This window comes from Paenibacillus sp. TSA_86.1 (genome assembly GCF_052691815.1).
This window is the reverse complement of the sequence record NZ_JBQZGE010000016.1, coordinates 1-23,847: the sequence shown is the minus strand read 5'-3', so window position 1 is coordinate 23,847 and position 23,847 is coordinate 1. Positions and strand designations below refer to the sequence as shown.

General features: G+C 46.6%; 20 protein-coding genes. 5 read left to right on the top strand and 15 right to left on the bottom strand.

Going from position 1 to position 23,847, the window contains the following annotated elements:
- Positions 1-107: 107 nt before the first annotated feature.
- Positions 108-728, bottom strand: a complete 621-nt coding sequence (locus tag ACUTVW_RS22785; protein ID WP_445647861.1) for a flavin reductase family protein — start codon at positions 726-728, stop codon at positions 108-110.
- Positions 729-943: 215 nt separating this feature from the next.
- On the opposite strand from ACUTVW_RS22785, the gene ACUTVW_RS22780 reads away from it, so the two are divergent.
- Positions 944-1,576, top strand: coding sequence for a hypothetical protein (locus ACUTVW_RS22780; protein ID WP_445647860.1), 633 nt, complete (start codon positions 944-946; stop codon positions 1,574-1,576).
- Between the two features lie 102 nt (positions 1,577-1,678).
- On the opposite strand, the gene ACUTVW_RS22775 is transcribed toward ACUTVW_RS22780, so the two are convergent.
- Positions 1,679-2,914: a multidrug effflux MFS transporter gene (locus ACUTVW_RS22775; RefSeq protein WP_445647859.1), complete on the bottom strand. Its 1,236-nt coding sequence runs from the start codon at positions 2,912-2,914 to the stop codon at positions 1,679-1,681.
- A 45-nt stretch (positions 2,915-2,959) separates the two neighbouring features.
- Positions 2,960-3,706 (bottom strand): GTP pyrophosphokinase, encoded by a 747-nt coding sequence (locus ACUTVW_RS22770; protein WP_445647935.1) that lies wholly within the window; start codon positions 3,704-3,706, stop codon positions 2,960-2,962.
- Between the two features lie 231 nt (positions 3,707-3,937).
- On the opposite strand from ACUTVW_RS22770, the gene ACUTVW_RS22765 reads away from it, so the two are divergent.
- A complete protein-coding gene (locus ACUTVW_RS22765; RefSeq protein ID WP_445647858.1) occupies positions 3,938-4,663 on the top strand; it encodes a YoaK family protein in 726 nt (241 codons plus the stop codon).
- A gap of 35 nt (positions 4,664-4,698) precedes the next feature.
- Here the strand turns inward: ACUTVW_RS22765 and ACUTVW_RS22760 are convergent, their stop codons facing one another.
- Positions 4,699-5,619, bottom strand: a complete 921-nt coding sequence (locus ACUTVW_RS22760; RefSeq protein WP_445647857.1) for a LysR family transcriptional regulator — start codon at positions 5,617-5,619, stop codon at positions 4,699-4,701.
- 174 nt (positions 5,620-5,793) lie between these two features.
- On the opposite strand from ACUTVW_RS22760, the gene ACUTVW_RS22755 reads away from it, so the two are divergent.
- Together ACUTVW_RS22755 and ACUTVW_RS22750 are read left to right on the top strand one after the other, a co-directional pair.
- Positions 5,794-6,510, top strand: coding sequence for an O-methyltransferase (locus tag ACUTVW_RS22755; protein WP_445647856.1), 717 nt, complete (start codon positions 5,794-5,796; stop codon positions 6,508-6,510).
- 77 nt (positions 6,511-6,587) lie between these two features.
- Positions 6,588-7,922, top strand: coding sequence for an MFS transporter (locus tag ACUTVW_RS22750; protein WP_445647855.1), 1,335 nt, complete (start codon positions 6,588-6,590; stop codon positions 7,920-7,922).
- An 82-nt stretch (positions 7,923-8,004) separates the two neighbouring features.
- Here ACUTVW_RS22750 and ACUTVW_RS22745 read toward each other — a convergent pair whose 3' ends face one another.
- The 11 genes from ACUTVW_RS22745 to ACUTVW_RS22695 form a co-directional block, all read right to left on the bottom strand.
- Positions 8,005-8,208, bottom strand: coding sequence for a hypothetical protein (locus ACUTVW_RS22745; RefSeq protein ID WP_445647854.1), 204 nt, complete (start codon positions 8,206-8,208; stop codon positions 8,005-8,007).
- Between the two features lie 236 nt (positions 8,209-8,444).
- Positions 8,445-9,299, bottom strand: coding sequence for a chemotaxis protein (locus ACUTVW_RS22740; protein WP_445647853.1), 855 nt, complete (start codon positions 9,297-9,299; stop codon positions 8,445-8,447).
- A 239-nt stretch (positions 9,300-9,538) separates the two neighbouring features.
- Positions 9,539-11,533: a PTS system trehalose-specific EIIBC component gene (gene treP / locus ACUTVW_RS22735; RefSeq protein ID WP_445647852.1), complete on the bottom strand. Its 1,995-nt coding sequence runs from the start codon at positions 11,531-11,533 to the stop codon at positions 9,539-9,541.
- A gap of 40 nt (positions 11,534-11,573) precedes the next feature.
- Positions 11,574-13,289, bottom strand: a complete 1,716-nt coding sequence (treC, locus tag ACUTVW_RS22730; protein ID WP_445647851.1) for an alpha,alpha-phosphotrehalase — start codon at positions 13,287-13,289, stop codon at positions 11,574-11,576.
- A gap of 348 nt (positions 13,290-13,637) precedes the next feature.
- Complete coding sequence (locus ACUTVW_RS22725; RefSeq protein WP_445647850.1) at positions 13,638-14,330, bottom strand: metal-dependent hydrolase; 693 nt, start codon at positions 14,328-14,330, stop codon at positions 13,638-13,640.
- A 191-nt stretch (positions 14,331-14,521) separates the two neighbouring features.
- Positions 14,522-16,225 carry a glycoside hydrolase family 13 protein gene (locus ACUTVW_RS22720; RefSeq protein ID WP_445647849.1) on the bottom strand — a complete coding sequence of 568 codons (1,704 nt, stop codon included), beginning with the start codon at positions 16,223-16,225 and terminating at the stop codon, positions 14,522-14,524.
- Positions 16,226-16,357: 132 nt separating this feature from the next.
- Positions 16,358-16,816: a VanZ family protein gene (locus ACUTVW_RS22715; protein ID WP_445647848.1), complete on the bottom strand. Its 459-nt coding sequence runs from the start codon at positions 16,814-16,816 to the stop codon at positions 16,358-16,360.
- Positions 16,817-16,861: 45 nt separating this feature from the next.
- On the bottom strand, positions 16,862-17,725 hold the full coding sequence (locus ACUTVW_RS22710) for an AraC family transcriptional regulator (RefSeq protein WP_445647847.1): 864 nt from the start codon (positions 17,723-17,725) through the stop codon (positions 16,862-16,864).
- 275 nt (positions 17,726-18,000) lie between these two features.
- A complete protein-coding gene (locus tag ACUTVW_RS22705; protein WP_445647846.1) occupies positions 18,001-20,433 on the bottom strand; it encodes a glycogen/starch/alpha-glucan phosphorylase in 2,433 nt (810 codons plus the stop codon).
- 333 nt (positions 20,434-20,766) lie between these two features.
- Positions 20,767-21,870 carry a glucose-1-phosphate adenylyltransferase subunit GlgD gene (gene glgD, locus ACUTVW_RS22700; RefSeq protein ID WP_445647845.1) on the bottom strand — a complete coding sequence of 368 codons (1,104 nt, stop codon included), beginning with the start codon at positions 21,868-21,870 and terminating at the stop codon, positions 20,767-20,769.
- A gap of 63 nt (positions 21,871-21,933) precedes the next feature.
- Positions 21,934-23,097, bottom strand: a complete 1,164-nt coding sequence (locus ACUTVW_RS22695; protein ID WP_445647934.1) for a glucose-1-phosphate adenylyltransferase — start codon at positions 23,095-23,097, stop codon at positions 21,934-21,936.
- Positions 23,098-23,282: 185 nt separating this feature from the next.
- Between ACUTVW_RS22695 and ACUTVW_RS22690 the strand changes: the two genes are divergently transcribed.
- Complete coding sequence (locus tag ACUTVW_RS22690; RefSeq protein WP_445647844.1) at positions 23,283-23,456, top strand: hypothetical protein; 174 nt, start codon at positions 23,283-23,285, stop codon at positions 23,454-23,456.
- The last annotated feature ends 391 nt before the right edge of the window (positions 23,457-23,847 follow it).

Sequence of the window (23,847 nt, the reverse complement as noted above, 5' to 3'; positions counted from 1 at the left end):
TCTATTCGTGACCAAACATGATTATGTTTGTAATGAAACAAAGACAAATAACCCCATGCATGTGATGCATGGGGCTGTTCGTCCTTCCGGTTTCAATTCACATCCAATTATTCGGGCCGAATGACGGTGAATCTTTCACCGAGTTTGGCATAATCATTACCTGCCAGACGACTGACCGGTTTTAACTGATCCATCAGGATATACCCTTTGTCTGCAAGATAGACCTGTTCGCTGAAGTGATAGTGCACGATACGAACCAGAAGCAAATCACTTACAGGTACGCCTTCATCATTCGAGATCGGAATATGCTGGTACAGCTTGCACTCCATCCGAATCAATGCTTCCTGAATTCCGGGTACAGCGACCACGGAACTAGGTGTCGTTGTTAGACGGGTTCGTTCCAGCTCACTTTCATGGGGTTCCAGTATAGCTGCAGTTTCATTCACGTCTTCAATAATATTCTCATCACAAATGTGTACTACCAGCTCCTTATGGGCGAGTACATTACGTGCCGTATCCTTCATGACCCCATTTTTGCGTCCCACCGCAATGGATAACAGAGGCGGATCAGAGCTCACCACATTAAAAAAGCTGAACGGTGCTGCGTTAATAATATTATCATGATCGGAGAGCGTAGTCACAAAGGCAATTGGACGTGGCACGATCGAACCACTCATCAGTTTATAGTTATCTTTAGCCGTAAGTTCTTCCGGATTTAATGAATACATATGTAAAGTCCCCTTCCTGCTTGCATGAGGCTTATCCTCATCCCCTTAACTTGCTTCATCGTTATTATATATGCATACCGTCCATAAAAACAAAAAATGATTAGGCGAACATGTCAGGCATGAATCTTGTTTACCTTTTTTCACAGAATCACACATGGGCAAATGCCGTCATATGCTGTTCTCAGAATAAGATGACAGGAAGGATGTTTCTGAACATGAATGATATTTATTCCACTTATGCAGGTTATGGAGATGGTCGTTACACAGGTTATGGAGAAGATCGATCGATTCAATTCCCTCCGTTCTTCCCGGGTGGAGGCAGTCTTCCAGGAGGGCAGACTCCACCAGGCATTCCTGGAAGCCCAGGCTCATATCCTCCATTCATTCCCGGCGGAGGAACACCTCCAGGTCCCTATTTCCCGGGCGGTATCCCTGGCCCCGGCCCGGGTTCAACTCCAGGCGTACCTGCTCAGCTAGCACAAGGGAATCTGCCTTCCTTGCTCAGTGCGTATCCTCGCCCGGTGGGTCAGCCGCCTGCCGAGATGTTATTTTTATACAATCTGATCAAAAGCAGCCCCGGCCTTCTGCCACTCTTTCTTCAGCAACAACCGCAAAGCCTGACACAAGCCGTTCAATTTGCCCAGACGGGTGCAGCCGCACCGCGTGACCAAGAGCAGCGTGTGCTTCCAAACTTCTGTTATAACCGCTGGTCCCTGGTGTTTACGTACAATGATGTTTATCTGATGTGGCCTGCCATTAACCTGTTTGGTTTTGTCGTTGGCTACTTCTATCCATTCCAGACTCCAGGCATTCTGTTGAATACCCAAATTTTATTTGCCCTTTGCTAGGTCAAATATCTCACTTCTCCAAATTTTTCTGCCCACATCAAAACTGCCCGCAGTGGAAGACTATGCTTCCATGCGGGCAGTTTTACGTTTTATGCCAAAAGTTCACGCAGATGTATATGCGTTTAACTTCGGATTTTTTTTGCCAATCATGACGAAATAAAGGATTATAGCCGCTAGATCAGCACATGCGATCACCATACCCATTGGCACAGCTGTCTCTTCTCCTCCAAGGCCAACCAGTGGAGCAACGAGCCCGCCCAATAGAAAGGTCATGACACCAATTAGTGCTGATGCACTTCCAGCGGATTTCGCCTGATCCGCCATAGCCAGTGCAAACGATGCCGTATTAATTAACCCCACACTGGACACGACCAAAAATAATGGAACTAACACGGTAATTAGTCCGCCTCCAGCCAGGATCGCAATAAGCAAGGATGTCCCTCCCACAGCTGCCGCAAGTAATCCGGCAATTAACAGCCGAGTCTCCGAGACTTTACCAGCAAGCCGGCCTGCAATCTGGCTAGCAAGAATAATGCCAAGTCCGTTAATTGCAAAACATATGCTGAACATTTGAGGAGACACTCCATATATTTTCTGAAGCACAAATGGGGATCCCGATATGTAAGCGAACATGCCTGCCATTGCGAAACCTTGGGTTAAAGCATATCCCATAAAACGGCGATTCCTCGCTGTTTTTCCAAACGTCAGCAACGTCTGCCTTAGCCCTCCGCTTGATCTTTTTTGCGCAGGAAGTGTCTCGCCCAGCCCAAAAATGACCGCCAGCAGCGCTAGTGCACCGATCAGACTGAGCAAAATGAATACGCCACGCCACGAGGTATACGTTAGTAGTTGTCCGCCTATTATCGGTGCTGCGATAGGAGCGACTCCGTTAACAAGCATCAACAGAGAGAAGAAACGGGTCAGTTCCGGACCTTCGTATACGTCCCTGACTACCGCACGCGATATGACAATGCCTGCCGCTCCAGCCATTCCCTGAATGAAGCGTAACGCAACAAAGGAGCCCATCGTTGGACTAACAAGACATAATACGGAAGCAATGGTATAGAGTACAAGTCCGACAATCAGCGGTATTCTGCGACCTCGCACGTCACTTAATGGTCCGGCAAGCAACTGTCCCAGCGCAAGCCCGACCATGCATGCCGTCAGACTAAGTTGAGCATACGACGTGGACGAACCGAATTCTTCAGCCAGCGTTGGCAGGCCTGGCAGATACATATCCAGAGACAGCGGTCCGAAGGCGGACAGCGTCCCGAGAATTAGCACCATTCTCACTCGCGGCGTAGCAGGGATGTGTAATGACGCAGGTTTACTTTTCATCCAAAACATTTCCTTTGCCTTCAGCTTGTGCTCTAGTGCCCATCCTTAGTCCTCTCCGCCTCCAAGCAATCTGAGCAAGTTGTTTGGCAAGGTAAATTGCTGATTATTAATAATAATGCGGCGTAGTTCCTCTTCATCCCGCTCATTATCGGCGTCCTTGATCTCCTGAATCTCACGGTGCAACCGTTCCATTTGTTGATCCAATGCGTTGGCCGAGTCTGCCGCATTTTTAAGTTCTCTCGTTAAATGTTCCGGAACGTCTTTGTTGTATTTATAAAAGATTTTATGCTCCAGACTAGCCCAGAAATCCATGGCAATGGTACGAATCTGAATTTCCACACAGGCGCGTTCCTCGCCGTTAGACATGTATACCGGAACTTCAACGAGCACATGTAAACTTTGATAGCCGTTTGGCTTCGGATTTTGAATGTAATCCTTCACTTCCAGCACACGCAAATCACTTTGATTACACAGCATATCTTTAATCCGGTAAATATCCGAGATGAACGAACATGTAATACGCACACCGGCAATATCTTTAATATTCTCCTTGATGCTTTCAAACGTGAGCTCATGGTTTTTACGGAACATTTTGTTCATAATGCTCTCAGGAGACTTCAATCTCGACTTGGTATGTTCAATCGGGCTGTAGTCATGAAGGGACTGAAACTCCTCCTTCAACACTTCGATTTTGGTTTCCATCTGATCCAGAGCAAATTTATAGATCATCATAAAGCGTGTAATTTCATATTTGAATTTCTTGAATTGATCTATTGGATGCGGAGCATTCATCATCAGTTTCTTCCTTTCTTATGACACCTCTTAGGTTTGTTAATTAACACATATTAATCTGGGAGGACATCGGTGTTACCCCATGTCTTCTATCCCATTATAAAACATCTGACACGAATAAACGAATTTTGGACATGTCAGCATACCTCCCTGTTTAAGATTTCATTTTGATGAGGGCAGTCAAATCGCTGTATACTGGAAGAGTTATGTTTATGGAAAGGACGAGAAAACATGAGACAGAACCATCTTCAAAAATACGCTATGCTACTGCTCTGCATGTCTGCCGGTATGGTCGATGTCATCGGATATCTAGGACTTGGGCATGTACTCACAGCCAATATGACAGGAAACATCGTGCTGCTGGGAATCGCGATTGCCCGTGCTCAGGAATTTGTCGTACTGCGAGCTTTGATAGCACTCATTGGCTTTATTGCGGGGAATGCCATAGCAGCACACATGATTGGACAGGTCAAAACCAAAAATGGCTGGTCCCCGCGGGTCACTGCCGTATTCACCGTTGAAAGCATACTACTTCTGCTATTTGCAATCCTGATGGTCAGTCCCTTTTCCGAGCAATTATCCTATCTGTTAATTGTACTGCTTGCGGTCGCCATGGGGATGCAAACAACGGCTGCCCGGAGAATTGGTATTGCGGGAATCTCTACAACGGTGCTCACCAATAATTTGGCAGCAGTCATTGAAGATGCTGTAAGCATCCTGCACCGGTTAAGACATGCAAATATCCGCTCTTTGGTCAAAGCGCTGTCCACTGACGCCTACCTGCGTGCAGGCGCAGTTGTGATCTATCTCGGCGGGGTCATCGTTGCAGCATTGCTTTTTCATCATGTGCCCCTAGTAGCGGTCTGGGTTCCTGTACTGGTCATTGCTGGCGTAACGCTCCAGGCTCGGTTTGCGTCTTGGGGCAAAGAATTAGAGTTACATCGTAATCCGGAGTGAGGAACATCTTGCGAATATGTGCTACTGAAACAATTTCACAACGCTGAATGTTTTATTGCAGAGTGCATCGCAAGGGCTTCTTGCCTGATCCATTGAACCAATTGTCTTGCTGCCGGCGTCAGCTGTTCCCCTGCCCGTGTACAGATGGCAATCGTATTCTGTAACTGTACGTTTTGCACGTATACACGGGCAAGTTTACCTTGAATAACGTCCTCTCTTACAACAAGGGATGAGATGAAATTAGCACCATATCCTGCCTTTACTGCACTAATCGTTTCGTTCAATCCGTTGAACTGAAGTGTTATTCGTGGGGAGGGCAGGTTATTGGTCGTACACAAGGCAGCCAGTCGTTCCCGTGTTGCACTGCCTTTCTCACGCATTATGAATGGCTCATCCATCATCTCGTGCAATGTAATGTTTTGACCTGCATACGGATGATCTGGATGCACCACAAACCACATTTCATCTTCGAATAACTTATCCCAATGCACACCCGGATGACTGACTCCACTTCCTCCGTATATCGCAATCTCGGCTTCATAACGAAACAACTGGTCAAAAGCCATCTGTGTATTGCTTGTGCTTACGACAAGCTCGACATCCTCATGTGTCTGCTTGAACGTGGCAATCCAACGCGGCAGTAAAAAATTGGCCGGCAAGTAAGTCGCCGTAAGACGAATCAGTCCTTTTTTCCCCTCCCTCGTGTCCTCTACAAATTGCTCCACTTCTTGTTCCAGCATGAACAAACGCTCGGCATATTCCATTAAATGTTTCCCTGCATCTGTGAGCACAAGCTTTCGTCCTTCTGAACCAAACAGCCCTATACCTAGTTCACGCTCAAACCGTTTCACCTGAGAAGATACCGCAGGCTGACTGATATTCAATTTTTCCGCAGCCCGGGTAACTCCGCCGTACCTCACAATGGCGTGAAACAATCGTAATCCATGCAAGTTCATACATTCTCACCTTTTCCTTGCTTACTGACATATTGATCCAGCACTTTAGTCACCTTATTACATAACTTAATTATATATTAATATACAAAATATATATTTTATTTATATTCCAACCACCTCTATAGTTGAAGTATAAGAAATACCAATTCAGCAACATAGAAAGGAAGATGTGTAATGAGTAAGTATGATTTGGAAAATAGCAAGGTTAACCCGCCCGCCCGTTGGAATGAGGTCGATCATTATATAAACAGCCTTCTTCTTCCAAACGACAAAGACTTGCAAGCTGCACTTGAAGCCAATGCAGAAGCAGGGCTACCGTCACATGATGTCACACCGAATCAGGGAAAGTTCCTTCAGCTATTGCTGAAAATACAGGGGGCCTCGCGCGTACTGGAGATCGGAACTCTAGGTGCTTACAGCACTATCTGGATGGCCAGAGCTCTGCCAGATCATGGACGAATCGTTTCGCTGGAGTCAGAACCTAAACATGCGGAAATTGCACAAGCCAATCTGACCCGAGCTGGACTACTGCACAAAGTAGATCTTCGAGTAGGTCCGGCACTAACCTCCCTCCCTGATATTAAGGAAGAGTACCCTGAACCGTTTGATCTGATTTTCATCGATGCTGATAAACCGAGTAATCCGGATTACCTGAGATGGGCTTTACGTCTGACACGATCAGGAAGCTTGATCATCGGAGATAATATTATAAGGGATGGGGAAGTCATTCACTCTGACAGTGAAGACCCAAGAGTTCAAGGGGTTCGAACCTTTCTCGAATGCATCGGAGATCACCCTCATCTTGAAGCCACGGCACTGCAAACCGTAGGTAGTAAAGGATACGACGGATTTGTGATTGCTCGTGTCACTGATTCCCCTGTAACAAAATAAACAGTGGTCAATTCTTCCGAAAATCTGCCTTTCCTGTTACACTGGTAGGACTGCATAGGCAGACTGGAGGGAGTCACTTGAGAGTTTTACGACAGATCCATGTTGAAATTCGCGGGTGGTCTCGCAATATTCAACTATTCTTTCTAGCAAGTCTGCTGTATCAGATCGGAAACGGGATGTTCTCGGTTCTTTACAATCTCTACATTCAAGGTCTCGGTTACAATGACACGATGAATGGGCAGATTGTCAGTATCCAATCTCTCGCTACAGCAATCATGTTCATTCCTATTGGATTCAGCGGTGACAAGTTCAGTCGCAAAAAATTGTTAATTATTGGCGCGTTATTCAGCGGGGTTTTTCTAATCGGGCGTTCCTTCGATTATGCTGCGAGCGGATTAATCTGGTTTGCTGTATTTTCCGGCCTGTTTGCCGGAATTTTCCAGGTACTCGCCATTCCTTATCTCGCGGAGAACGTCAAAAAAAGCCAGCGCCTTAAAATGTTCAGTTATTATTCGTCTATGGTACTGGCTTCACAGGTTCTAGGAAGCCTTGGCGGCGGCGTACTTGCAGATGTGCTTCATTCAGCCGGGCTTGCCAAAGTGACCGGTCTGCAAACCGTGCTTTTTATGGGCGGAGCGGCGACTCTTTCTGCATTTATCCCGTTGCTTTTTGTAACCGAGAATCAGAAGTCACGGACAGTTGTAAATACGAAACAACCTCAGCCAGGACAACAACCTGTTAAGAGAGCTGAAACAGAGCATGCTCGTGCTGCGAGTACACCATCACTCACAGATGATGACACACTTATTAAAAAAAGAGATACGAAGCTGATCGGTCAGTTTATTGTGACGCAGTTGCTCATCGGATTAGGATCGGGGCTCGTTGTGCCTTATCTGAATTTGTATTTCACGAATCGCTTCGCCGTATCTTTAAGCGGCATGAGCATCCTTATTGCACTCGGTCAGATTATGACCATTGTGTCCATGCTGATTGGCCCGACGTTAGCCGCCAAAGTTGGCAGTGTACGGGCTGTAGTTATTTTTCAGGTACTATCGTTGCCCTTCCTGTTATTCACAGGCTTTACGAATCTGCTTTTCATTGCATCCGTCAGCTTTTTGTTCAGACAAGCTCTGATGAATGCTGCTAATCCGATTCATTCCGCGATATTAGTCGATCGGATCTCGGATAAACGCCGCGGAATTGCCAACTCGATGATGCAAACCTCGTTTATGATTGGTTGGGCGACAATGGGGCCAGTACAATCTTATCTGGTCACGACATATGGAACCTATTGGGGATATGCTGTCACATTCAGCATTACAGGCAGTCTCTATGTCATTTCTTCCTTGATGTATTACTTTATGTTTAAAGAGCCTAGGCCCTCTGTTGCTGTCCTAGCAGACAGATCCTAATAATAAACAACTTAAAAAGAGTATCCTCATGCTGTAGCATTCACTGGATACTCTCTTTTTTTGATTATTTCCCCATGATTACCTACCAATATTTTGGATTATACATAAGAACGACAATACCCACTGTGACTACCGTTGCTAGAACAACAAAAGTGTAATATTTCGGCTTATGTTCTTGACTTGGAGCTTGTTCATCATAATGATCGGAGTTGCGGCGATAAGACCCCATCCACAGATCGCTCATCATATGACCAACAACCTTCACCAGACGTTTTATCCAATCCATTATTAAAGTTCCCCTCCTTTACCAACATCCTTCCATATTAAGTATAATTAACCTTCCGCAATCTAACAAGCCATCATACTTTTATCCTCGTGTGGTTTGCCGCTCCAACGGTGTCAACATATCAAACGCTTCTCGATCCGTAGAGCCGTACATTTCTTCCTCAGCCTGCAATCCACTGCCAACATACAGCACATCCAGTCCTGCATTCCATCATGTCCGCCTCTGTCTATAAATACTTACATCGAACGGTTTACCCATGTCCAGGTTCGTGCCAGTCCCTGTGCAATTCTGCGGTTCATGCTTTCACTGGTAAAGTATCCCCCGTGACTCAGTGGATTCCAGCTTGTGGCCGGACCGCCGACATGCACCTCAACATCTTCCTTCACTGCGGCCGCATAGGCTGGGTCGATAGGACGCAGCGGATAACCCAGAATATCATGGCTTTCATAAAAATTAACCCACTCCCCTTCCAGCTTCGGAAATTGATGCGCGACCTGCGGCGCAGGCACCTGAATGGGACGGCTAAAATTGTCATAACGCAAGCTCCATAGCGGAAGCGTTGTGCCAAAGGAGTAAAAATTAGTCAGCGTATCTCCACGCTCCAATGCCGAGTTCACATCCACAATGTCGGGTATACGGCTGGATGAAGGGTATTGCAAGTCATAGAAAAAGTTACTGGCAATGACCGCACCCAGACTATGAGCAACCACACAGAGCGGAGCTTCAGAACCATTACGCTTTGCGAGAGCATGCATTGCCCGGTTCAGTGTTCGATGCACGGCATCATAGTGATGTCCCTGGTTTTCCACGGGTTGATAGGCAACGGCATCGGCCAGATAGTGAATGACAAAGCGGCGTAATGCCTGGTAGTTTAATCCGGGAGTACGAACAAGCTGTTGAAACAAAATCTCTTCCCGTTCCTCAAAAACGTCGGCCCAGAAGACGGGTTCAATGTCCAGCATCTGTTTCGCGGCGCCTGGCAGCACCATAACACGATCCAATTCTTTGCTTAAGCAAGCGATCAGCTTGTCTGCGTAATCTTCCTTTTGCATACCCAGCCCATGAATGACCATCACCGCTACCCGTGTCATGGCTCTCCCCCTTATGAATTGACTAGGAACGTCCGTTTACACCCACTGCACGAACCACTTTATTTACCTAGGCAGATGATTAACCTAGTCACCAATCGTGCCAATTCAAATGATTATGAAAATTGTAATTACTTGATAACATAGCTATTTTACCATGAATCTTATGGAAAATAATACCTGTAAACATCAAAAGAAGCTGCAGGTTTCACAGCTTCTTTTGACTACAACCTGATATGAACTTATCCTTTCAGATGAATCCTCAGAACGCTATTCTGACTTGAAGCCACATCTCCCGTCACCGTCTCAATCCGTTCAACCATATCCTGACCATCCGGAATAATGACAGGGGTGATGAGCGGATAACCTGCATCCTGAATCACGTTACGGTCAAATTCAAGCAGCTTCTGTCCGGCTCTAACACGATCACCCGTCTCAACGTACATAGAGAAACCTTCACCTTTGAGCGATACTGTATTAATGCCGACATGAATCAAAACTTGAAGTCCGCTCGCATGTTCCAAAATAACCGCATGTTTACTCTTAATGACATGTGCCACCTTGGCGTCAAACGGCGCAACAACCTGATTACCCGAAGGTTCAATTGCAATGCCCTCACCCATCTGTTTCTCCGCAAACGCCGGGTCAGGTACTTGCTCCAGCGGCACCGCTTTACCCGTTAATGGTGCCATAAGTTCGAGTGGTGATGCAGATGACTTTTTGTTGGTAGAACTGCCTGTAACCATGCCCTTGGAATCAGCGTCAGTCGATGCAGCACGGTTTCCTTGTACCTCGCCAGACTCGCCAGTTGCCGCAAGCCGTTCTTCTTTTCTCAGCTTTGTCCGTCCAAAAACGACCGTCAGCAGGAATGGCACAACCAGAACAATCGCCATACCGATGAAGAAGACACCCCATTTATCCGGGAAAATGGACAGGAATCCAGGCACGCCACCTACACCGATGGACGTGGCCTGTACGTTATTCATCGTAAGCAGCACACCACCGATAGCGGAACCGATCATACCAAAGATAAACGGATATCGGTAACGGATATTCACGCCAAAGATCGCCGGTTCGGTAACGCCCAGGAAAGCGGAGACGGATGAGGTTGCCGCAAGCCCTCTCATTTTCTTCTCACGCAACACCAGCATCATCGCAAGGGCCGCCGAACCCTGCGCTATATTGGACAGTGCCAGCATCGGCCACAAGAATGTCCCCCCCTGACTACCAATCAGCTGTACGTCCACGGCAAGGAAAGTATGGTGCATGCCTGTAATAACGAGCAGTGCATACAAACCACCATAGATCAAACCACCCAGAGCAGCGTATGAATCATAGATATAGATCAGTCCAGAGGTGATGGCGTTTGCAATCGCAAACGTAACCGGTCCGATGATGGTAAATGCCAGGAACCCGGTAACCAGCAATGTCACAGGAGCTACCACCAGCAATTTGATGGAATCATGCACCCTTTTATTCAGGAAAATTTCCATCTTGGCAAGAAGATACGCCGATACCAGTACAGGCAAAACCTGACCCTGATAACCGATCTTCTCAATCTCCCAGCCAAACAGATTCCAGGTCGGAACGGTTCCTTTGTTCACCGCATCAGCGTAACCATATGCACTCAGCAGATCGGGATGTACAAGGATCAGACCCAGCACAATCCCGAGCAGCGGACTGCCGCCGAATCGTGTCACCGCTGACCAACCGATCAAGGCTGGCAGGAATGTAAACGCAGTGCTTGCTATTGTATTAATGATGGACGCCAGGTCTTTCCAAACGGGATACACATCCACCAATGATTTTCCATCAAAGAAGATACCAGGGCCTGTCAAAATATTGTTGATCCCCAGCAGCAAACCTGCGGTAATGATTGCTGGCAAAATGGGAATGAAAATATCCGAGAGTGTTTTAATCGCACGCTGCAGCGGATTCTGCTTTTTGCCCGCGACTGCCTTCACTTCATCTTTGGAAGCACGTTCGCCTCCCGTGATCTGAATCATCTCTTCATACACTTTATCGACCAGACCTGGCCCGATGACCACCTGGTATTGGCCTTGGGAAGAGAACTGTCCTTTGACCAGATCATTCTGATCGAGCAACTCTGTGTCGACTTTGTCTTCGTCATACAATGCAAACCGCAGCCTTGTTACACAATGTGTCGCCGCTTCAATATTCTCTTTGCCGCCGACGGCCCGGATGATCTCTTCAACCTGTTTTTTATCGATTGCCATAGTGTCACTTCCTATTTATAAAATGGAATTCATCTCTCTGTTATTGCTTGATCAACCACATATAAGAAGCAAACGGACTAAGCGAAATTTCCTGTTTCAGCTCAGGGGTTGCATCCGTATTGCTGATAAGCAGTTCAGGTGATTTACCTTCAAAATGTTGGTTCCAGACTGCTTCAGGCAGTTGGAATGCTGTATCCTGTTTGCGGAAGTTGGACACTACAATTAATGTCTCGTTCCCATTGGTACGTGCGTATGCAAATACTTCCGGGTGCGCATCATCCAATCGTTCGTACAATCCGTCACTCAACACATCCACCTCTTTACGCAGAGCAATCAGCTTCCGGTAATGATGATAGATGGAACCCGGATCAGCCATTTGCTCTTGCACATGAATGGACGGATATCTCTCATCCACCTTGAGCCAAGGTGTTCCGGTTGTAAATCCCGCGTTAGCCGTACCATCCCACTGCATCGGTGTCCGCGAATTATCGCGGGAACGCTCCTTCACAATCTGGAAAGCTTCCTCGCCCGTCTTGCCCCGCTCTTCCTGCAGCAAACGATACATATTGGTGGACTCGATATCGCGGAACTCGCCGATGTCCTTCCATACCGGATTAGGCATACCAATCTCTTCCCCCTGATAGACATAAGGCGTACCTTGTAATCCATGCAGGGTCGTCGCCAGCATTTTAGCGCTCTCCGCACGGTATTCTCCATCATCTGCGAAACGGGACAACGCACGTGGCTGATCATGGTTATTCAGAAACAGTGCATTCCATCCCCCGCCAGCCTGCATTCCGGTCTGCCACTCACTGAACAGCTGCTTCAATGCTTCAAAATCGTATGGCATAAGCTCCCACTTCTGTCCATTTGGATAATCCACCTTCAAGTGATGGAAGTTAAATGTCATCGAAAATTCTCTGGAATCCGGATTGGAATAACGAATACAGTGCGCAAGCGTGGTCGAGGACATCTCCCCTACCGTCACCATGTTATAGGGTCCAAAGACTTCATCATACATTTCCGTAATATACTCATGCACGCGCGGACCATCCGTGTAATACTTACGTCCGTCTCCTGGTGACACGCTGCCATCATCGTTCGGGAAACGCTGGTCTTTGGAGATAAGGTTAATAACATCCATACGGAAGCCATCCACCCCTTTTTCTGCCCAGAACTTGATCATATCGCGCACGGCTTGACGAACCTCTTCATTCTCCCAGTTCAGGTCTGCCTGTGTTTGATCAAACAACGTTAGAAAATACTGTCCCGTATGCTCATCATACTGCCAGGCTGGCCCACCGAATTTGGATTGCCAGTTGTTCGGTACACCGCCGCCTGGTGCGGGGTCTCTCCAGATGTAATAATCCCGATATGGATTATCCTTGGATGAACGAGACTGCTTGAACCATTCGTGATCAATTGAAGAATGATTCACCACGATATCAATCATCAGCTTCATATCACGTGCTTTCAATTCGGCAAGCAATTCATCGAAATCCTCCATCGTGCCATACTCCGGATTAATCCGGTAATAATCCGCTACGTCATACCCGTTATCCCGCTGCGGAGATACGTAAACCGGCTGCAACCAGACAATGTCGATCCCCAAATGCTGCAAATAATCCAGCTTCTCGGTTAAGCCACGAATGTCACCTGTGCCCGATCCTGTTGTATCGTTGAAGCTCTTTGGATACACCTGATACACCGTGGACTTTTTCCACCACGATGATGGCTCCTTGTTCTTCAAACTCATGTTAACGCCTCCAATATATTGTTATTGCCCTTACCAAACCCGCCTGTAACTTCATCATCTATATTACATAAGTAAACATGTATATACAAGTTGAAACGAATATTTTCATTTTATGTACCTCTCCTACACTTCCCCATAAACGATTGCTCTGTAACAGCTATTTTCGTATGCTCATTTCGTAAATGCCCTGATATCTGTATCAGTCTGTAAAATATCGACATACACAAAAAGACGAAACGGATTACTTCCGCTTCGCCTTTTCTCTTATTTTATAGCTGTACGTTCTATAAATTTATCTATTGTCGATGAAACAGCTCATGAACTGGCAACTCATTAGACGAACATCATTTAGAGGGAAATAGAATCGCCTGGTGCCATTACACGACCTTCTAACCCTTTGGAAGCCAGCTGCTGCACAAAGCGCTCTGCATCCTGACGAATCGCCGGGAAGGTATCATAATGCACGGGAATCGTCAGTTTGGCGTTGAACCACTCTGCTGCCTGGAGTGCATCTTCAGGCCCCATGGTATAATGTCCGCCAATCGGCAGGAAAGCAACATCGATATCATGCCGATCCCCGATCATCTTCATATCGCCGAACAGACTTGTATCTCCGGCATGCAGCACCGTTTTCCCACCTATATCAATGATGAATCCGGCAGGTAAACCTGCATACATAATCCGCTGTTCCTCTTCCAGTACGATACCGGACGTATGGAATGCCTGAATCATTTTCGCTTTGGCAAATTCAAGATCCACCGTACCGCCCATATTCATGCCAAGGGTATCAAGCCCTTTCCACGACATATATGTAGCCAATTCCACAATCGCCACCACTTTGGCATTATTGGCTTTGGCAATCGGTTCCGCATCCAGAATGTGATCCATGTGAGCATGTGTCAACAGGACAACATCCGTCTTGATGTCCTCTGGTTTGGTTACCGCTAACTCATTGCCACGCAAAAACGGATCAATCATGAGTGATTTATGTTCTGTGCCCAGTTGTACACTGGAGTGTCCGTGGTACGTAATATTCAACAATTCAGATTCCTCCTGACATTGATATAAGTTGTCCTCTCCGTGTCTGTGTGAACAAAAATTCCAACTTATAATGAGTATTTATTTTATTAATTATAATTCAGAAGGCTGCGCGAGCGCAAAACTGTCATCCTTGTTACGTTCGTCAGCTAGCTATGCATATTAATCACTTCCATACGCTGCTTGCGCATTGCTTACTCGCCGCTTGTACGCTTTTTGCAATACACCCTTGCTTCATAAGGCTGGAGCAAGATAGCTCCTTCATCGGTTGAATAACGTCTGCTCACGTTGCCAATCATTAATTTGCAGTCTTCTGCATTCCAACCTTCAGGCCATGTCATCTCTGGCTCATTCGCACTGAAATTCATTACAATTAACCACTGCTCATCATCCAGTGTACGTGTATATGCATAAATTTCCGGGTCATCTGGCAAAAGCAGTTCATATGCTCCATAAATCAACACCCGATTTTGCTTGCGCAATGTGATTAATTTACGGTAATAATGCAGAATGGAATGTGGGTCCGTCTCCGCATCCGCCACATTGATGTCCTTATAATTGCTGTTCACTTCAATCCAAGGATTACCTGCCGTAAAACCGGCATGCTCGGATTCATCCCATTGCATCGGTGTTCGTGCATTATCCCGGCTTTTTAGCCAGATGGCCTCCATCACCTCATGTTTGGATTTCCCTTGCCCGATATAATGATTGTAATAATTTTTCGTTTCAATATCCCGGTATTGCTCAATGTTGGGGAATGCCACATTGGTCATGCCAATCTCTTCCCCCTGATAAATGTACGGTGTGCCTTCCAGCGTTAACATCCATGTCGCCAGCATCTGAGCTGAACGAACGCGGTGTTTCCCATCATCTCCAAAACGCGACACCGGGCGCGGCTGATCATGATTGCCCATATAATTGGCGTTCCAGCCCCGGCCATGCAGTACCGTCTGCCATCGGCTCATAATTTCTTTTAGCTCTGTCAGCTTCCACGGTTTATAGTTCCACTTGCCTATACCGGAGGACTCGGCATCCACAAACATATGCTCAAACTGAAACACCATATTTAATTCATCCCGATCCGTACCTACATAGGCTAAAGCCTGCTCGGGACCAAGCCCCGAGGTTTCTCCGACCGTCATCGGACCGTATGGCTTCAAAATCATATGATTCAACTTCCGGAGGATGGAATGCACCTGCTCCAGATTGGAAAACAGTTCATACGCCTGCACCACAGGCAGGTTGCTCGGGTTATGAGCATTCGGCAATCCATCGGCTTTGGCAATGTGGGCTACTGCGTCAAAGCGGAAGCCATCCACTCCTTTTTCTAGCCACCAATGTACCATTTCGTACATTTCTTCAGCCATCTCCGGATTGTTCCAGTTCAGATCGGGTTGATGCTCCGAGTATAGATGCATGTAATATTCGTTCGTTTCCGGGTCATGTTTCCACACCGAACCACCAAAATAGGACTCCCAGTTGTTCGGCACCTGCCCGTTTTTACCGGAACGCCAGATGTAATAGTCACGCCTTGCATTGGTTTTGGAAGAACGGGATTCCGCAAACCAGGCATGTTCATCCGAAGTATGATTCAGCACAAGATCCATCATGACTTTAAGTCCACGCTTATGTGCTTCAGCAAGCAGCCGGTCAAAGTCCTCCATCGTGCCATATTTTCGTAAAATCGCGTAGTAATCACGAATATCATATCCGTTATCATGACCCGGTGAATCATAGATGGGACACAGCCAGATAACATCCACGCCGAGCTTTTGCAAATAATCAAGCTTTTCATAAATTCCCTGCAAATCGCCATACCCGTCTCCGTCGCTGTCCTTGAAGCTACTCGGATAAATCTGGTATACCACACTTTCCTTCCACCAAACGATAACACCCACCTCGCTTTCTTCTCTTGTGAAGCCATTCACCCGTTAATATGTTTTATCCGAAAAGAAACCCTTATAAACACCTGAGTCTTGAGTTTTATGCGAAAAGACAAAAAGACCCGAAACTTCAATCGCACTATGCGATCAGCTTCGAATCTTTCTGGTTGAATCTATAAATAATCGGAAACCGGCAAATCCTATCCAGGCACCTATTGTATTAAGAATAATATCATCTGCATCAAATGACCCTAGACGTGTAATGAGCTGAATGCTTTCCACCAGCAGAAGGATGAGCACAACAATCAAAGTCAATTTAAGCCAAGAACGATAGCGGCGAACCAGCCACGGAATCCAGATCCCCAGCGGAATAAATAAAACGATATTACCAAACAGATTTTTGACCCAGGCATCCGCCGTATAGTTTTCTCTCTCCAGAAGCAGCGGCCGAATCGTCTCCAAGGGCACAACATTATACTGATAATTCAACCCCTGTGTCCTTCCCTTGAAAAAAAGCAGACTGCACATGATCAGCGTATATATCACCGCTAGAAGTGTAATGATCGCAAGCACCCGTTTGGAGTATAGCCATTCTCTTCTGCTCAAGCCTGCTCCCCCCGACCTCATTTTCCGCCAAACGCGCGGTAAGGTCTATTTTAGCGGGATATAGATCTTCATGTCCAGCCGCTCGGGCGTTGACTTCCATACATCGGTCACTTCAAAGTCCGGTCCCTCCCGCCGTTCGTATTTGGATGCAGGCAGCCAGCTGCCGTAGAGCATTTTACGAACGTCCTGCTCGGAGCCTTCCGTTGTAAACTCCGCATACAACCCGCCAGGAATCTCTAGACAGGTATATCCGGGTTCTAAGGAATCACTGCTTCCTGAACTCTCTTCGCCAACGACAAACGAAAATGCCCCATCTTCCTGAAAATGAGCCGCAACACCATACGCCATATCGGGGCGAATTCGCTCTGGAATATTCATGAACTTCTGCTGACTTCCGAAATCATGGTAGAAACCAGGAATTTCTGCGTAATGCTGCTCATTATTCAGATTCGTCTGATATTCATATCCAATGATACGGATCGGATCTAGTGTCACCAGACGCGGCGGATTCATATGGAAATCTGTACCGAGTTTTGAACGATATTCATTAAAATCAATAGTCTGCTGCATCTGCTTCTCCGTCAAATGCTCCTGCTTGCGATACCGGGCCGGCGTAATTCCAAAGTGGGCATCGAAAGCTCGCGTAAAGGCTTCCTGTGATTGATAACCATAGCTAAGTGCTATCTCCAGTACGCCTTGAGCCGTGTTCCGCAAGGTCGCTGCCGCCTCGGTTAGTCTTCGTCTACGCACATACTCCAAAACGGTAAAACCTGTAATGGCCAGAAACAAGCGCTGAAAATGAAATGCTGAAAAACTCGCGGCGGCAGACGCCTCCCTAATGTTGAAAGGCTCCTGCAAATGCTGCTCCAGATGCTCGATGGCGAGCTGAATACGTGAGTAATGATCCATATATACGTCTCCTGTTCATATGCGTGATATGTACTCTACTTGTCTTAACTTACTGGTCTCTTTCTTCACTCAGTATGACTGAAACACTCAACCATTTTTTGATCCTAAATGCGAACTTAAATAACAAAAATCTCTTGTTCATGTCCGCAGCCCTGCAGCGAACTTCGCCACTGCCAGACGCAGACATCAAACAAGAGAGAATGGAATTCCGTTTGTAAAGCTAATTTAAAATTCTAATTTATCAGTTCTGTTTTTTCGCTCGCGCCTTCTGTAGGCTAACCATTCCAATGTCCCGATACGGGATGAATGCCCCAAATATCAGTGGCATACTCACTTATTGTACGGTCACTGGAGAAAATGCCTGAATGTGCTGTGTTCAGTACAGCCTTGCGAGTCCAGCCCGAAACATCACGATACGCTTGATCAATCGCCGTATGAGCATCCGCGTACGCTGCAAAATCACGTAATACAAAATATTCATCCCCATGCGCGAGCAACGAGTCATAAATATCCCAGAACTCTCCATCCCGATAACAGAATGCGCCCGGATGCACTAGTTGCTCTACGACTTCGCGGATCCGCTCATCCTGATCCACGATCTCGTTTGGACGGTAATTGCCATTCCGATAATATTCCAGCACTTCGTCCGCGCGAAGGCCATAGATGAACATGTTTTCTTCCCCGACCTGCTCTGCCATCTCCACGTTTGCCCCGTCCATCGTACCAATCGTCAGTGCGCCATTCATCATAAATTTCATGTTACCTGTGCCCGAAGCCTCTTTTCCCGCCGTTGAGATTTGTTCACTCACATCTGCTGCAGGGATAATTTTCTCGGCAAGCGAAACGGAGTAGTTCTCCAGGAAAAAGACCTTCAATCGGTCATTTACCGCTGTATCCCGATTCACAGTGTCTGACACCGTATTAATCAGCTTGATGATTTTCTTGGCAAAATAATAACTTGGCGCTGCCTTCGCTCCAAAAATGAATGTGCGTGGCACCATATCGAACGAAGCATCGCTTTTCAATCTATTATACAGATGCATTACATGCAGAATGTTCAGCAGCTGTCTTTTGTACCCGTGCAGTCTCTTCACCTGCACGTCAAACACGGAATCCGGATCAACCGGTGTGCCGGTATGATCCAAAATGTACGAGGCCAGACGATTTTTATTATCCCGTTTGATCGCACGGAACTGCTCCTGAAACGAAGACTGATCGGCGTAATCGGCCAGCTGCTCCAGCTTGCCCGGCTCTGTAATCCAAGCATTGCCGATCGTTTCTGTAATCAGATGCGACAGCTTCGGGTTGGCATGCATTAACCAGCGGCGGTGTGTAATGCCATTGGTTTTATTGTTAAAACGTTCTGGATACAAGGCGTAAAACGGCGCCATCTCCCGTTCTTTCAAAATCTCGGTATGCAGAGCAGCGACACCATTTACGCTGTGACTGCCTGCGATGGCAAGGTGTGCCATGCGAACCTGATCATTCGCGATAATCGCCATATGCCCGATGCGATCGTTATCACCCGGATAACGATCCAGCAGCAACCCGCAGAAGCGTTTGTTGATCTCTTCAATGATCATGTAAACACGCGGAAGCAGTTTGCTGATCATGGCCACAGGCCACTTTTCCAATGCCTCGCTCAGTGTCGTGTGATTCGTGTAAGATACGGTGCGCGTGGTAATGTCCCACGCTTCATCCCATCCATACCCCTTATCATCCATCAGTAATCGCATCAGCTCGGGAATCACCAGTGTAGGATGGGTATCGTTGATATGAAACGCCACCTTATCTGGCAAACGGTCATAAGACAATCCCAGCTTGCTGAATGTGCGCAATGCGCTCTGTACACCAGCCGAGCACATAAAGTACTGCTGTTTCAAACGTAATAACTTACCTTCATACTGGGAATCATCCGGGTAAAGAAATTCGGAGATGGATTCCACCGAACGACTGTAATCCAGGTATCCGTAATAGTTCGAAGGGGTATCCATCGATGTTTCCCGTTTGGGCTCTGCGCTCCACAACCGTAATGTGTTGACATGTGGCTGACCATAACCGATTACGGGTACGTCATACGGTATAGCCACCACCGCTTCAGCATCCTTGGTCACGAATTGGTAATGTCCATCCTTCTCATAAGCCTCAACCCGGCCCCAGAATTGAACTTCAACCTTTTTGTCAGGACGCCGCACTTCCCATTCATTGCCCTTCTCCAGCCAATTGTCAGGCAATTCGACCTGATTGCCGTTAATAATCTTTTGCTCGAACAGACCGTATTTGTAACGAATACCGCATCCATGTCCCGCATAACCGAGTGAAGCCAACGAATCCAGAAAACAGGCCGCAAGTCTTCCCAGACCTCCATTGCCCAGCCCTGCATCCGCTTCCTGTTCCTCAATACATTCCAGCGAAAAGCCAAGTTCCTCCAGACTGTCACGAACCAGTTCCAGTTCATTTACATTGAGCAGGTTATTGCCAAGCAGACGCCCAATCAGAAACTCTAGCGAGAAGTAATACACCTGTTTATCCTGACGCTGCTTGAATCCCTGATTCGAAGCTGCCCAGTCCTGACCTACATATTCCCGAATCATACTCCCCAGCACATGGTACACGTCTTCCTTCGTCGCTTCTTCAATGGGTTTGCCCAGTTTGCTGACGAGATTCCGTTGAAAGATCGATTTGAACGTTTCTTTGTTGTCAAACAAAAGTAGGTTCCTCCCGGTGAAATCCTGCGGGTTGAGGGCAGTTCGTGATTTAAAGTACTCAGGCCACTCTGCTAAGTGACCGTTTCGGTCACGAATCATTCTCTCGATCGCTGTTGTCTCTTCCATTTCCTGATCACCTTTCACAAGGTAGAAATGGAGAGACAAAGGCGAGCGCTTCGCTTCTCCAGAATTGATTTCGTGCCCTGCACTACGCTGCACGTTAGTGAGAACGCGAACCCTGAGTTACTTCTAGTGCACACGACCCTGAAAACTTACCCGCAGGATTTTATTTTTTTATATATAGTTATTGATGATATCGGACAGATCTTAGCTTTAGATAATAGTGCTTTTTGCCAAAATATACGGATTCGACGGGGCACCGATCAACGTCTGACCGCCGGTCAGCTTCACATCTTTATCCAGAATGACATTCTCCAGCACGGTGCCTTCGCCAATATAACATTTCTGCATGATGATTGAACCCTTAATCTTCGCACCCTTCGCAACATGCACACCTCGGAACAGGATGCTATCCTGCACTTCACCGCCTACGATGCAACCATTGGCTAGTAAGGAGTGTTTGACATCAGCCGATTCCAGATATTTGGCGGGTGCTTCGTATTTGATCTTGGTTTGCACGGGATCTTCTTTGAACAGTTGTTCATACTGTCCTGTGTTCAGCAGATCCATGCTGTTACGGTAATAGCTGTCTATGGAGTTAATTACGGCATGATATCCTTCATAGGCATATGCTGCAATCTTCAATCCGCTCGGATTTTTCAGGATGGCATCACGGAAGAAATGAGTCTCACCATGATCAATACAGCGCTGCACCTGTTTGAGGAACAGTTCTTTTTCCATGATAAAAATCTCCGTATATATATTCGTATGGTCAGCACATTGGTGAATGTCCACCACATTGCCATCTTCATCATGATCAACTTTCACGCAGGATTCATGCTCAGGTAACACCTGATCTACTTTTTTGCATACAAGCGTGACGTCCGCCCCTTTACGGATATGATACTGATAGACGTCCTGAAGATCGGCTTTGGTCACATGGCGGCTGCCTGCGTGCACAACGTATTGTCCGGCTCCTCTGTGGAAGAAATCCAAATTGTTGTGAAAATGCTGCAAGTCCCCCTGCGAAGTATCTGTCGGATCGTTCCAGTCTGGGGGAAGGATGAACATACCACCATGTTTGCGATCCAGATCCCACGGTTTACCATCTCCCAGATGATCCATCAGCGAACGGTATTTGCGGCGAACAAACACGCCAATGCTTTCAATGCCCGCATTCATCATGTTGGACAGTACAAAATCAATCAGACGATAACGCCCGGCATAAGGCACCGCGGCACCGCAGCGAAAATACGTCAACTCCTTCAACTCTTCAAGCTCATGATCAAGGTTAATGACTCCGATCAATGATTTCATCGCGCGCACCGTCCTTAGGTAACATATTGGTAAATCATACTGTCTCGCATCCACACACCCGAATTATTTCGTGATTCTCTGACGTAACTGCCGTTCCAGTTCCTCTTGATCCACCAGTAAAATATCACTCTCATCCCCCGGTGCAGGGGCTATCTGAGTTCCATCCGGGATCACTAAACCTTCAGAAATAATGGCCTTGTGAATGGAAACATTCCGACCAATTTTGACCCGCGGCATCACAACGGAATCCATGACTGCACTGTTCTCTCCCACCTCTGTTCCATAGAACAAGACGGAATGATTCACCTCTCCGTGCACGATACTGCCCTCACTGATGATGCAGTTACGCACCTTCGCAGCAGGCGATATATATTGAGCAGGCTGATTGGGGTTACGGGTGAAAATACGCCAGTTCGGATCGTTCAGATTAAGTGGCGTCTCTTCGTCCAGCAGATCCATATTGGATTCCCATAGACTGCGAATCGTTCCAACGTCTTTCCAGTACCCTTCAAACGGGTAAGCATATAGAGATTTTTCATTTTCAAGTAACAAAGGAATGATGTCTTTACCAAAATCGTAGGAGGTGGATGCCTGTTGTTCGTCCTGGATCAGGAAACGTTTCAGCACATCCCATTTGAAAAGATAGATGCCCATGGAAGCAAGCGTGCTTCGGGGTTTGGAAGGTTTTTCTTCGAATTCATAGATGCTGTAGTCCTCATTCGTGTTCAAAATCCCAAAACGGCTCGCCTCTTCCAGGGATACGTCAATTACGGAAATCGTGCAGTCGGCATTTTTTTCTTTGTGGTACTGCATCATCTTGTCATAGTCCATCTTATAAATATGATCACCGGATAGAATCAGCACATGTTCGGGATCGAATTGTTCAATGAAGTTCAGGTTACGGTATATCGCGTCAGCTGTCCCACGGTACCAGTTACTTCCGTCTTCACGCTCATGGGGAGGAAGCACATAGACCCCGCCATGTTTGCGATCCAGATCCCAGTCACTGCCAATACCAATGTAGGAATGCAATACAAGTGGTTCGTACTGTGTCAAAACACCAACCGTATCAATGCCCGAATTCGAGCAATTGCTCAGTGGGAAATCAATAATGCGGTAGGTTCCCCCAAAATAAACAGCAGGTTTGGCCAGTGATTTCGTCAACCCTTTTAACCGTTTGCCCTGCCCTCCCGCGAGCAGCATCGCTACAACCTCTTTTTTTGCCATCATTACAGCCTCCTCCACGTGCATTCATTCTGATTCATTTCAGAGCCCATAATCGATATTCTGTTGTGAAAACTCGGTTGTTTTGATTAAGAGCATGCTGTACAGATGTGTAAACGGAATAAGACATCGTTCATATGTAACCGGACGTCTTTCGTTTGAGATAACTGGAAATTGATTCTGATCGTGTGGTCAAACATGGTAATGATGGTATTGATGGTGTTGAAGGTTTTTCTGGTGCAGTTGATGTAGCCCGTGTCTCGCTAAACAAAAATGGTGTAGATTGGGTTGCGCGTGTTAATCATGAAGAAAATGACTTCGCTTGTGTTGAAGACGGTCAAAGAGATGGGTTGTTAAAATAAGTACCTCTTACCCATTAAACAGGAATTTGATCGGGGAATCTTGCAACAACAACGACACAAAAAAAAAATTCAAGGCATCGATGGTTTGAACCGTACATGCTCCTGCCCTGTCGCTGTTATTTTAATCTATTCGATAAACACGAATTAAAATCCTTTTGGTAATAATATGGTAAACAGCGGATAATCTGAACCTTTAATCCTATGGAACTAACAAAGAGGGTCTTATGAATCAGAAAAAGGCAATTAATTTGTAAATTTTTAGAGGAATATAATAGAATTGTGTCGAATTGATAAAGGAGTATGAAGCACGATCAATTTGCATCTAGCATTGGATTGAGAATTACATACTAATAACTATAAATTATTTGGAGGTTTTGTAGTGTTGGAAACA